The 11851-nt window shown below is 72.7% G+C and carries 12 protein-coding genes; 3 read left to right on the top strand and 9 right to left on the bottom strand.

Translation table 11 applies throughout. From position 1 onward, the window contains the following. Positions 1 to 133: 133 nt before the first annotated feature. From ACFV8T_RS13505 to lipB, 4 genes are all read right to left on the bottom strand, one after another. Positions 134 to 841 carry a DUF4191 domain-containing protein gene (locus ACFV8T_RS13505; protein WP_266420183.1) on the bottom strand — a complete coding sequence of 236 codons (708 nt, stop codon included), beginning with the start codon at positions 839 to 841 and terminating at the stop codon, positions 134 to 136. A gap of 19 nt (positions 842 to 860) precedes the next feature. After that, a complete protein-coding gene (locus ACFV8T_RS13500; RefSeq protein ID WP_385327145.1) occupies positions 861 to 1061 on the bottom strand; it encodes a hypothetical protein in 201 nt (66 codons plus the stop codon). Between the two features lie 341 nt (positions 1062 to 1402). Beyond that, positions 1403 to 2368: a lipoyl synthase gene (lipA, locus tag ACFV8T_RS13495; RefSeq protein ID WP_266420188.1), complete on the bottom strand. Its 966-nt coding sequence runs from the start codon at positions 2366 to 2368 to the stop codon at positions 1403 to 1405. Positions 2369 to 2500: 132 nt separating this feature from the next. After that, positions 2501 to 3313 (bottom strand): lipoyl(octanoyl) transferase LipB, encoded by an 813-nt coding sequence (lipB, locus tag ACFV8T_RS13490; RefSeq protein WP_385327143.1) that lies wholly within the window; start codon positions 3311 to 3313, stop codon positions 2501 to 2503. A 263-nt stretch (positions 3314 to 3576) separates the two neighbouring features. Between lipB and ACFV8T_RS13485 the strand changes: the two genes are divergently transcribed. Further along, complete coding sequence (locus tag ACFV8T_RS13485; RefSeq protein ID WP_385327141.1) at positions 3577 to 5397, top strand: regulator; 1821 nt, start codon at positions 3577 to 3579, stop codon at positions 5395 to 5397. A 41-nt stretch (positions 5398 to 5438) separates the two neighbouring features. Here the strand turns inward: ACFV8T_RS13485 and ACFV8T_RS13480 are convergent, their stop codons facing one another. Together ACFV8T_RS13480 and ACFV8T_RS13475 are read right to left on the bottom strand one after the other, a co-directional pair. After that, a complete protein-coding gene (locus ACFV8T_RS13480; RefSeq protein ID WP_385327140.1) occupies positions 5439 to 6740 on the bottom strand; it encodes an NAD(P)/FAD-dependent oxidoreductase in 1302 nt (433 codons plus the stop codon). 226 nt (positions 6741 to 6966) lie between these two features. Next, complete coding sequence (locus tag ACFV8T_RS13475; protein ID WP_385327138.1) at positions 6967 to 7866, bottom strand: TIGR01777 family oxidoreductase; 900 nt, start codon at positions 7864 to 7866, stop codon at positions 6967 to 6969. A 125-nt stretch (positions 7867 to 7991) separates the two neighbouring features. On the opposite strand from ACFV8T_RS13475, the gene ACFV8T_RS13470 reads away from it, so the two are divergent. Further along, a complete protein-coding gene (locus ACFV8T_RS13470) occupies positions 7992 to 8519 on the top strand; it encodes a GNAT family N-acetyltransferase (protein WP_385327136.1) in 528 nt (175 codons plus the stop codon). Between the two features lie 48 nt (positions 8520 to 8567). Here ACFV8T_RS13470 and ACFV8T_RS13465 read toward each other — a convergent pair whose 3' ends face one another. Next, positions 8568 to 9203: a TetR family transcriptional regulator gene (locus tag ACFV8T_RS13465; protein WP_266420202.1), complete on the bottom strand. Its 636-nt coding sequence runs from the start codon at positions 9201 to 9203 to the stop codon at positions 8568 to 8570. Between the two features lie 157 nt (positions 9204 to 9360). Here ACFV8T_RS13465 and ACFV8T_RS13460 point away from each other — a divergent pair, with 157 nt between their 5' ends. Continuing rightward, positions 9361 to 10131, top strand: a complete 771-nt coding sequence (locus ACFV8T_RS13460; RefSeq protein WP_385327134.1) for an SDR family NAD(P)-dependent oxidoreductase — start codon at positions 9361 to 9363, stop codon at positions 10129 to 10131. 22 nt (positions 10132 to 10153) lie between these two features. Here the strand turns inward: ACFV8T_RS13460 and ACFV8T_RS13455 are convergent, their stop codons facing one another. Both ACFV8T_RS13455 and ACFV8T_RS13450 read right to left on the bottom strand, forming a co-directional pair. Then, entirely contained in the window at positions 10154 to 10675 is a 522-nt protein-coding gene (locus ACFV8T_RS13455) for a DUF4240 domain-containing protein (RefSeq protein WP_385327373.1), read from the bottom strand. A gap of 61 nt (positions 10676 to 10736) precedes the next feature. After that, positions 10737 to 11708 (bottom strand): helix-turn-helix transcriptional regulator, encoded by a 972-nt coding sequence (locus ACFV8T_RS13450; RefSeq protein ID WP_385327132.1) that lies wholly within the window; start codon positions 11706 to 11708, stop codon positions 10737 to 10739. Between the last annotated feature and the right edge of the window lie 143 nt (positions 11709 to 11851).

The following is an 11851-nucleotide window of genomic DNA, read 5'->3' as shown; positions in this document are numbered from 1 at the left end:
CGACTTTCTATCCGTACGCGCGGGGGGGGGGGAAAAAAAAAAGAGAAAAAAAAAAAAAAAAAAAAAAAAAAAAGAGAGGGGGGGGGCACCCCCCCCCTCTCCCCCCCCCCCCCGCCTCTTCGTATGTCCGACGTCAGCGCATCTTTCCGCCGCGCGGCATCCGCATGCCCTTCGGCATGGGGCCCTTGGGCAGCGGCATGTTGCTCATCAGGTCACCCATCGCGCGCAGCCGGTCGTTGGCCGCCGTCACCTGCGGGCCGGTGAGGACGCGCGGCAGCTTCAGCATCTTGGTGCGCACCTTCTTGAGCGGCACCTGGCCCTCGTCGTTGCCGACGATGATGTCGTGCACCGGTACGTCGACCAGGATGCGCGCCATCTTCTTCTTCTCGGCCGCGAGCAGCAGCTTCACCCGGTTCCCGTTGCCCTCGCCGACCAGCACGATGCCCGCCTTGCCCACGGCGCGGTGGACGACGTCCTGGCTGCGGTTCATCGCGACCGCGGGTGTCGTGGTCCAGCCCCGGCCCACACGGTCCAGCACCGCCGCCGCGGCACCCGGCTGCCCCTCCATCTGCCCGAAGGCGGCACGCTCGGCACGCCGTCCGAAGACGATCGCCATCGCGAGGAGGGCCAGCACGAAGCCCAGGATGCCCAGATAGATCGGGTGGCCGATCAGGAAGCCGACCCCGAGGAGGACACCGAAGGTGACAATTCCCACGCCCGCGACGACAAGACCGACCTTCGGGTCGGACCGCCTGGCCATCTTGTAGGTCAGGGCGATCTGCTTGAGTCGCCCCGCGTTCTCGGCGCTGTCCGCGCCTTCAGTGTTTGACTTCCTCGCCATGTACAGAAGTTTACGTGGCCTAGGAACGGTGGTCGGCCGCGGCCTCCAGTACGTACTCGGCCTCGACCCTGTCCTTGGCCCGGCGCCGGTCCTCCAGGACGGCGGTCCAGGCGTTGCGGCGGGCGGTGCGCTGGCCGCTGCCCAGGACCAGCGACTCGACGGCACGGAGAGCATCGGTGACGGAAGGGATGGCGGTGGCGCGTACCGGCACGGCCTGCATCGTGGAAATCTCCTCGGAGCGGATGTGCGGACTGAGTTGCGTGGACTCAGCTGCCCGGACCGAACTGCCCGGGACTGCGTTGCGCGAAGTGGGTGGCGTGCGCTGAGATGCGGGAAGCAGGGGCGGCAGCGGCCCGGACGGCTGCTGCCGGCCACCGCACCGTGTGCACCCAGCGTCACTGCTCGGTGTTACCAGCGCATGACCGGTCGGTCAAACACCAATGAAACCTTGATACGGGCGGCGCGCACGCCGACGCGGCCCATACGCGCCCCCGACCTGCGGGGAGCGTACGGGCCGCGTCGAATCATTTATTACTGTGCGGTAGCTTCTTGTGCTCGGATTCACACGGTGGGCGCCGCGGCGGCGGCACCGCGACGCTCGATCGCCTGCTGGAAAAGACGGCCCGCGCGGTACGAGGAACGGACCAGCGGCCCGGACATCACGCCGGAGTAGCCGATCTCGTCGGCCTCCTCCTTCAGCTCCACGAACTCCTGCGGCTTCACCCAGCGCTCGACCGGGTGGTGACGCACGGAGGGCCGCAGGTACTGCGTGATCGTGATGAGCTCGCAACCCGCGTCGTACAGGTCCTGGAGCGCCTCGCTGACTTCCTCGCGGGTCTCGCCCATGCCGAGGATCAGGTTGGACTTGGTCACCAGACCGGCCTCGCGGGCCCGGGTGATGACCTCCAGGGAGCGCTCGTAACGGAAGCCGGGGCGGATCCGCTTGAAGATCCGCGGCACCGTCTCGACGTTGTGCGCGAGCACCTCGGGGCGCGAGGAGAAGACCTCGGCGAGCTGCTCGGGCTCCGCGTTGAAGTCGGGGATCAGCAGCTCGACCTTGGTGCGGCCGGCCTCCCGCTCCGCGGTCAGCGCGTGGATCTGGCGCACGGTCTCCGCGTACAGCCAGGAACCGCCGTCCTCCAGGTCGTCGCGCGCGACGCCGGTGATGGTGGCGTAGTTCAGGTCCATCGTGACGACGGACTCGCCGACGCGGCGGGGCTCGTCCCGGTCCAGCGCCTGCGGCTTGCCCGTGTCGATCTGGCAGAAGTCACAGCGCCGGGTGCATTGGTCACCACCGATGAGGAAGGTGGCCTCCCGGTCCTCCCAGCACTCGAAGATGTTGGGGCAGCCGGCCTCCTGGCACACCGTGTGCAGACCCTCGCTCTTCACGAGTTTCTGCAGCTGGTTGTACTCGGGGCCCATCTTCGCCCGGGTCTTGATCCACTCGGGCTTGCGCTCGATGGGGGTCTGGCTGTTCCGGACCTCAAGGCGCAGCATCTTGCGCCCGTCGGGTGCGACAGCGGACACTCCGGCACTCCCCTTTGCTTTCACTGCATTGGATTCTTCGGCGAACACCAGGGTACGCCCGTGGTTCAAACGGCTTTACGTGTGGCCAACCTGTGGCCGGCAGGGCCTATTCCCGGAGGGGCACTCCGAGCGTCATGCCGTGGCCACGGCATCCGTCGGGCGCTCGATGGCGCGCGGGGCGAGCTCGGCGTTCTCCAGGACGTCCCTGAGGTGCTTCTCGACGACCGGGAGCACGTCCGCGATGGTGATGTCGCGGCCGAGCTCGTACGCCAGCGAGGTGACGCCAGCGTCCCGGATGCCGCACGGCACGATCCGGTCGAACCAGGTGTTGTCCGGGTTCACGTTGAAGGAGAAGCCGTGCATGGTCACGCCCTTGGCCACCCGGATGCCGATCGCCGCCAGCTTGCGGTCCTCGCGGCGCTGGCCGGCGTTGGACGGGGCGTACTCGGGGCCGTTCAGCCGGGCGTCGAACTCCTCGTCCTGCAGCCTCGGGTCGAAGTCCAGGGAGAGTCCGCCGATCGCCGGACGGTCCTCGACCGGGTCGCCGAGCACCCAGACGCCGCTGCGGCCCTCGACCCGGGTGGTCTCCACGCCGAACTCGGCGGCGGTACGGATCAGCGCGTCCTCCAGCCGGCGGACATGCGCGACGACGTCCACCGGGCGGGGCAGCTTCTGGATCGGGTAGCCGACCAGCTGCCCGGGGCCGTGCCAGGTGATCTTGCCACCGCGGTCCACGTCGATGACGGGGGTGCCGTCCAGTGGGCGTTCGCTCTCGGTCGTGCGCCGCCCGGCCGTGTAGACGGGCGGGTGTTCCAGCAGCAGGCAGGTGTCCGGGACGGTGTCCTCGAATCTGGCCGCGTGCACCTCGCGCTGCTTCTGCCAGGCCTCCTGGTAGTCGACGGCTTCCTCGCCGAATCCCAGCCGGACGAACCGAAGCTCAGTCACGACAGATGCCTTCCTACTCGCGGTGCCGGGAGCCGGGGGGTGTCCGGAGCCGCGTCACCATGCACTGAATCACGCCCCCGGCCACTGTACGACCGGCCCCCGGACGGTGGCCCGGCAGGTCTTCCCGTCAGCGCCAACCTCAATCCTCACACGATCGGATGAAAGTGAAGCGAAGGTGGCTGTGACCGCTGCGGAGGCCGCTAAATTCACGCCGTTCCATAAGGGCGCCCGCCCGGCCCCGAAGGCAGGAGACCGTACAGCTGATGTCGGAACGACCTCCGCAGCGCACCCCCAACCGCCGACTCGCCTCCCTCATCACCGAAGCCGGCTTCTCGAACGCCGGCCTCGCCCGCAGGGTGGACCAACTCGGCCTCGAACACGGCCTCGACCTGCGGTACGACAAGACCTCCGTGACCCGCTGGCTACGCGGTCAACAGCCCCGCGGCACCACCCCCGCGCTGATCGCCGAGGTCTTCACCCGGCGGCTCGGGCGCCGCCTCTCCGCGCAGGACCTGGGCCTCGACGCGTGCGCCCCGGTCTACGCGGGCCTGGAGTTCGCGGCCACGCCCGCGGAGGCGGTCGACATCGTCAGCGGGCTGTGGCGGAAGGACTCGGGCAGCCATGCGGAGCTGCGCAAGATCGCCTTCACCCCCGCCGGGCTCGTCGTCCCCAGCAGGGACTGGCTGATCGGACGGGCCGACGAGTGGGTGGGGCGGGGGAGCGAGCCCTCGCCCCAGGTGCGCGGCGGGACCGGTGGGGTCGGTGGCGCCCATGCGACCGGTGGGGCCCATGCGACCGGTGGGGCCCATGCGACCGGTGGGGCCCACGTGGCCGGAGGGATCGGCAGGCACCTCGGGGGCGGTGGGACCGCCGGGGCCACGGGGACGGCGGGAGCCGCCGAGACCGGTGGCTCCGTGCGGCCCGGTGGCCCGGGTGGCCCCGGCGGCCCCGGTGGGGCGCGCGGAGTGCCGGGAGCGTACGGCTTGTACGGGGCGCACGGCGGGACGGCTGCGTCGGGCGCCGGTGGCCGCGGGGCCCGTGGGCCCGTGCCCTCCCGGCCCTCCGGACCGTCCGCGCCACCGGGCCCGCCCGCACTCCCGCCGGCTCCGGCCCCGCCGGGAACAGTGCTGCCGGGCGCCCTCGGCGTCCCCCGGCAGCGGCAGACCGACCGCGGCCCCGGCCAGCGGGTCAGCGGCGGTGACGTCGCCGCCCTGCGCTCGGTCGGCGAGCTCTTCCGCACCCTCGACAACGCCTACGGCGGCGGCCACGCCCGCCAGGCCCTCGTCCGGTACCTGGAGCACGAGACGGAACCCATGCTCCGCGGGACGTACGGGGAGGCGACCGGCCGCCGGCTCTTCGCCGCCGCCGCCGACCTGACCCGGCTGGCGGGCTGGACCTCGTACGACATCGCGGCCCACGGCCTGGCCCAGCGGTACTTCGTCCAGGCGCTGCGGCTCGCCCAGGCCGCCGGGGACCGCGCGTACGGCAGCTACGTCCTGATCACCATGAGCCGGCAGGCGGTCTACCTCGGCCACGGCAGGGAAGCCGTACAGCTGGCCCGGGTGGCTCAGCAGGGCATCGGCTCCTCGGCGCCGCCCGTCGTCCAGGCCCTGCTGCACGCCGTCGAGGCGCGCGGTCACGGGGTGCTCGGCGAGGCCAGGCCCTGCACCACCTCGCTGGCGCGGGCGGAACGCGCGCTGGAGATCGCCCGGCACGGGGACGAGGTGCCGCACTGGGCGCGGTACTTCGACGAGGCACAGCTCGCCGACGAGTTCGGGCACTGCCACCGGGATCTGCAGCAGTACCGGGCCGCGGCGCAGCACGCGGAGCGCTCCCTCCAGCTGCGCTCCCCGGCGTACGCCCGCAGCCGGCTGTTCTGCCGGGTGGTGCTGGCGTCCGCCCGGCTCGGGCTCGGCGAGCTCGACCAGGCGTGCCTGCTCGGCGCCGAGGCCGCCCAGCAGGCCGCGGAGATGCGGTCGGTGCGGGCGACGGAGTACGTCCGGGACTTCGAGCGGCGCCTGGAGCCGTACCGGGACGCCGCGGCGGTACGGGGCTACCGCGACCGGGTCGCCGCCCTGGGGTGAGTCCGGGGCGCGGCCACCGGCGCCCCCGGACGTCGCGAGCCCTACGCCGCCTCGGGCAGCGCCGTCCCGCTCCCCGGCCGTACGCCCAGGTCGGTGAGGATCGCCTCGGCCGCGCGTCGGCCCGAGAACAGGGCGCCCTGCACCGTGCTCGTGTCGCGGTGGTCGCCGCACACGTACAGACCGGCGAGCAGCCGCACCGGGCGGCGCGGATCGTGCGGGGCCGGCATCGCGGGGACCGCCTCGGGGTCGTGGTGGGAGGCCAGCAGCTCCCAGTCGTCGGTGGGGGCGCCGTACAGCGCGGCGAGATGGGCGCGGACCGTGCGGTCCAGGTCGGGTGGCGGGGTGCCGAGCACCGTCGAGCTGATCAGCGTACGGCCGCGCGGGGCGCGCGAGGGGTCGACCGCGCTCATCACCGCGGTGTGCGCGACCGGGCCCGACCGGTCGGCGTCCAGCAGCAGTGCGGCACCGGTCGGCGGGGGAACGGGGGCGGTGTGGTGAAGGACCGTCACGGCGTGGAAGGGCGGCACCCGCAGACCGGGCAGCAGCTCGGCGGCGGCGCCCGCGCCGGTCGCCAGCAGCAGGGAACGGCAGCCCAGTTCGCCGTGCTCCTTGGTGCGGACCGAGGTGATGTCGGCAGCCGTGACATGCACACCCGTACGTACGGTGCCGGGCGGCAGCGCGGCGGCCAGGAGTTCGGGCAGGGTGCCCGAGCCGCCCGCGGGCACGCACAGCCTGCCGCGGGCGTAGCCGCGCAGGGCGAGGTCGGCGCACCGGCTGGACGTGCTGAGCCCGGGGTCGCTGAGCAGCGCGGAGAGCAGCGGGCGGAGGAAGCCGTTGACCGTACGGGAGGGCAGGCCGCGGTGGGACAGGGCGGCGAGCGCGGTCTGTTCGGGCCGGGCCAGGATGCGGGCGGACGGGGTGGCGGCGAGCCGGGACAGGGCGGCGCCCAGCCGGGCCTGGTCGATCGGCCCGCCCATCGGTGGCCGGGGGGCGCTTGCGAGGGCGCGCGCAGCTTTGAATGCGCCCCGAGCGCCCCGTACATCGCCGGTGCGGTACTGACGGCCCTCGCTGTGGACGAGGACCCCGGAGGCGAAGTTGCGCAGCACCAGCCCTTCGAGGCCGGGCGTCGTGCGCAGTTCCGGGTAGGAGGTGCTGAGGAGCGGGCCGAGGTGGTCGAGCCGGAAGCCGTCCAGCTCCGCGGTGGTCATCCGGCCGCCGACCCGGGGGCCGGCCTCCAGGACGCTGACGCTTACCCCTGCACTGGTCAATCGATGGGCTGCTGACAGACCGGCGATCCCGGCCCCGATGATGACGACGTCCGCGTGGTGTGCCGTGCTGAGCACGTGCCCCTCCCCGAGTCGGCGCGACTGCTGGGAGGCTCTTGCCCCCAACAGGCCCCCGGAATGCCCGAGTTCGCAAGGAGGCTAGGAGGGTGGCCGGCGAAGACGCAGTCGCGCGCACCCGGGGCACCGTTGCACGGGGTCGCATGTCCGTCCGATTTCGCGGGGGCGCGCCGACCGGCGGCGCGCGGGAGGAGGCCCGGCGGGTGCCGGTGCTCTCGCGGCGCGCTCAGCGCAGCGCCGCGCGGATCGCCCCGTCGATTCCCGGGAAGGCGAACACGAAGCCCGAGTCCAGCAACCGACCCGGCAGCACCCGCTGGCTGGCCAGCACATCCTCCGCGAAGTCCCCCAGGGCGATCCGCAGGGCCGGTGCCGGAGCCGTGAAGAGCGTGGGGCGGTGCAGCACCCGCCCCATCGCGGCCGTCACCTCGCTGTTGGTGACGGGGTCGGGTCCGGTCAGGTTCACCGGACCCGAGAGCGACTCGGTGTCCAGGATGTGGCGCAGTGCCGCGACCTCGTCGTGCAGCGCGATGAAGCTCCAGTACTGGCGCCCGTTGCCCAGCCGGCCGCCGAGCCCCGCCCGGAACAGCGGGAAGAGCCGGCCCCAGGCGCCGCCCTCGCGGCCGACGACCAGACCGGTGCGCGCGTGCACCGTCCGTACGCCCGCCTCCTGGGCGGCTGCCGTGGCCGCCTCCCACTCCACGCAGACGGACGGCAGGAAGCCCTCGCCGGCCGGAGCGCTCTCGTCGACGGCGCGGTCCCCGGTGTCGCCGTAGTAGCCGATCGCCGACCCGGACAGCAGCACCTTCGGCGGTACGTCCAGCGAGGCGACGGCCTCGGCGACCGCCGCCGTTCCCCTTACCCGGCTGTCCCGGATCTCCCGCTTGTACGCCGCAGTCCAGCGGTGGTCACCGACCCCGGCCCCGGCGAGATGGACGACGGCGTCGCAGCCGACCAGGCCCGCCACGTCGACGTACCCCCGCCCGGGATCCCACTCCACCTCGTCGCCGGCCCGCGCGGGATGCCGTACGAGGCGCACCACCTCGTGCCCGTCGGCCCGCAGCGAACGCACCAGCGCCGCTCCGATGAGTCCGGATGCTCCGGTGACAGCGATACGGGAGGGCAGCATGGGTCCATCCTGCCCCAGCGGCCCGGCCGGGCCCACCTGCCGGGCCGACAGCCCTCGTCTCCTCGGTGCGGCGAGCGGCGAAATGCGGCTGACCGGGTGAGGGGTGCCGTGGCACAGTGACGCGCATGCCCGAGAACCCCGCGCACCCTGCCTGTTCCGTCCGTCCCGCCGCCCTCCATGACGAAGCCGCTCTCGGTGAACTCGACCGCGCCACCTGGTCGACGCTGCACGCCGTGATGCCCAGGCCGCAGCCGCCGTACGCGCCGTTCTTCGACGAGTGCCACCGGCCCGAGGACCTCCTGGTGGCCGAGGCACGGGACGACGCGGGCGAGCTGCGCCCGGCCGGATACATCAGGCTGGTCCCTGCGAGCCCGCTGGCCTGCAACGCCCATGTCCAGCAGATACAGGGCCTCGCCGTGGCCGGCTGGGCGCGCGGCCGCGGCGTCGCCAGGGCCCTGCTGCGGGCCGCCTTCGCGACCGCCCGCGGTGACGGGGCGAACCGGATGACCTTGCGGGTGCTCGGGCACAACGCGCCCGCGCGCGCCCTGTACGAGTCGGAGGGGTTCGTCGTCGAGGGCGTGCTGCCCGGTGAGTTCTTCCTGGACGGGCGTTACGTCGACGACATACTCATGGGCCGCTCGCTCGCCCCGTGACCCGTGGACTGTCCGGCGGATCGGTCCGGACCGGCTCTCGCTCCCCGCTCAGCCCTTGAACAGCCGCATGCCGCCGATGAGTTCGTGCAGGCAGCGCACCGCCAGATCGGCGGGTGAGCCGGGCCCGGTCGGCGGCGCGTCCGTCGCCGCCCAGGCCTCCAGCGCGACACGTACCGCGTCCGTGGCGGCGGCCGCGGCGAGCCGGACCTCCAGCGGGTCCGCCCCGTCGCCCGCCAGTCGGGTCAGCACCGGCAGCAGCCGCTCCTCCGAATCCTGATTGACCCGGTACCAGACGGCACGCAGCGCCGCGTCGTCCGCCGCGGCCCGCAGCAGCCCGCGCGTCCAGCCGAGCTGCTCGGCGCCGTCCGCGCCCGGCGCCCGGAGCGCCTCGGTGACCGCCCGCTCCAGGATCCCGGCGAGCGGGTCCCCGGGCTCGGCCGCTTCCAGCAGTGCCCGCCAGCGCTCGGCGCCGCCGGAGAGCAGCGGACCCACCGCGTCCTGCTTGGAGCGGAAGTAGCGGTAGAAGGTGCGCAGCGCCACGCCCGCCCGGCCGGCGATGTCCTCCGCCGTGGTGCCGTCGGGGCCCCGCTCGGCGAAGAGCGAGGCCGCGGCGCGCGCGATGTCCAGCTGGGTCGCCGCCTTGCGGCGCTCGGTGAGGGACGGCTGAGTCGGCTCGGTGCTCATTCCCAGGAGATTACCCCGGCAGGGGAGAGATGTGCGTGAAATGCCGTCATGGCAAAACGTGCCATCCAGGCGTACGGTGGACATCGATCGGGACGTCATCGGGGCGCCGCCGAGACGTTTCGGGACAGCAGTCGCCGGGATCGGGAGAGATACAGACATGAACCGCTACGAAGGCCGCCGCGCACTCATCACCGGGGGCGGCTCCGGCATCGGGCAGGCCACCGTCCACCGCGTCCTCGCCGAGGGCGGCCGTGTCGTCGCGGCCGACGTCAACGAGGCCGGACTGAAGGCCACCCACGACACGGCCGTGGCGAACGGCACCGCCGGGCGCCTCACCACCCTCGTCCTGGACATCTCGGACGAGGCCGCGGTCCGGGCGGGCGTGGCCTCCGCCGTGGAGACCCTCGGCGGGCTCGATGTCCTGGTCAACGCGGCCGGAATCCTGCGTTCCGAGCACACCCACAAGACATCGCTGGAGTTCTTCAACAAGATCATCGCGGTCAACCTCACGGGTACGTTCCTGATGATCCGCGAGGCGATACCGGCCCTGCTGGCGGGCGACGAGCCGGCTGTCGTGAACTTCTCCTCCACCTCGGCGAGCTTCGCGCACCCGTACATGTCGGCGTACGCGGCGAGCAAGGGCGGCATCCAGTCGATGACGCACGCGCTGGCGAGCGAGTACAGCAAGCAGGGGCTGCGGTTCGTCGCCGTCGCGCCCGGCTCGATCTCCTCCGACATGACCAGTGGCAACGGGCCGGGGCTGCCCGCCGACGCCGACATGTCGCTCTTCATGAAGCTGTCCCCGGCGCTCGGGGCGGGTTTCGCCAGCCCGGACACCGTCGCCGGCGTCGTCGCGATGCTCGGCTCACGGGACGGGGCGTTCATCACCGGTACGGAGATCCGGATCGACGGCGGAACCCACTTCTGACGCGACGGCGCGGGAGTACCGGTCAGCCCGGCCCGAACCGTTCCCAGAGCGAGGGGAAGCGCTCCGCCAGGGCCGCCTCGTCCTCGAAGTTCACGGGGTTCCCCTCGGGCTCGGCGGTCTGGGGCGGCAGGCCGAGGTCCGGGGCGACCACGCCGGTGAGCTGTTCGTACGCCTCGTCGGCCGCGTAGCCGAGATCCTCGGCGTCCCCGTCGATCTCCTCGTCGAAGTCGTCGAGGAGATCGGCGAGGCTGTCCGGGTCGTGCAGGGCGCCCTCGAAGATCTCCCGGCCCTGGCCGATCAGCCAGCAGCGGAAGAAGTCGAAGGCGTCGTCGCTCGCGCCACCGAGCAGCACGGCGGCGGCGCCCCACAGATCCCAGCGGTAGGCGCGGTTGAAACGGGCCTCGAAGTGCCTCGCGAAGTCCAGCACCGGATCCGGATCGAGCCGCACCAGCCGTTCGACGAGCAGGTCGGCCTGGTCCTCGGGGTCGCCCTCGGCGGCCGCGCGGGAGCTGTCGATGAGCTCCCAGAACTCCGTCTCGTCCATCACGGGTCAAGCATCGGCCCTGGCGACAGGCGACGCACGCGGACGCGGGGAAAAGAAGCCCTCAGCGATAGAGCTCGCGCAGGCGTTCGGCGGTCGCGGCGAAACGGTCCCGCAGGGCGGCCGGCTCCAGGACCTCCGACTCCGGCCCCAGGGCCAGCAGTTGGCTGTAGGCGACCTCGTCGGACTCGACCGGCAGGGTGACCGTGAGCCACCCCTCGGCATCGGGCGGGCCGGCCGCCTCCAGGGCTTCGTGGACCGCCGAACGGTCCATGGTGTGCGGCAGTCGGCGTACACCCTCCGGCGACACCCGCACCGTCACCTCGGTCCGCAGGAGCGAACGGGCGAACTGGGCGGCCCGCTCGTTCCAGAAGCCCGGCAGATCGAACCGCTCGTCGCGCTCGAACCGCTCGTCGGACACCGTCACGGCCGAGAACCGGTCGATCCGGTACACCCGGAAGTCGTCTCCCACCCGGGCGCAGACGTACCAGACCCCGGCCTTCAGGACGAGCCCGTGCGGTGCCATCTCCCGCTCCACATCGCCGTCCCGGCCGCCCCGGCGGTAGCGGGCACGGACGATCCGGTCGTCCCAGACGGCCTCGGCGACGGCCGGCAGCAGTTCGGGGGTGACCGGTTCCTGGTACCAGCCGGGAGCATCCAGGTGGAAGCGCCGGCCGGCACTGTCGGAGGCGTCCCGCAGCGAGGGCAGCAGGGCCGCCGACACCTTGAGCCGGGCGGCGGACGCGGCGTCCTCCAGGCCCATCTCGCGCAGGGCGGACGGCAGTCCGGAGAGGAAGAGCGCCTCGGCCTCGTCACGGGCGAGGCCGGTGAGGCGGGTGCGGTAACCGCCGACCAGCCGGTAGCCCCCGGCCCGGCCCCGGTCCGCGTACACCGGGACACCCGCTTCCGAGAGCGCCTGCGCGTCCCGGGTCACGGTCCGCTCGGACACCTCCAGCTCCCTGGCGAGCTCGGCGGCGGTCATGGCGGGACGGGACTGCAGGAGCAGCACCATTCTGATGAGACGGGCAGCGCGCATGCGGCCATTGTGGCCGCGGTACGCGGTGCGTGTTCCCCGGGCCCGGGGCGGTGGCCTCAAGCGCCGGCCGGGCTCAAAGGATGCCCTCGAACGCCGACGGGCTTGATCCTGCCGGCTTCGGAGGCAGATCAAGCCCGTCCGGC

The organism is Streptomyces sp. NPDC059832 (assembly GCF_042731715.1).
Classification (GTDB): Bacteria; Actinomycetota; Actinomycetes; order Streptomycetales; family Streptomycetaceae; genus Streptomyces.
This window is presented reverse-complemented; position numbering and strand designations above follow the sequence as displayed.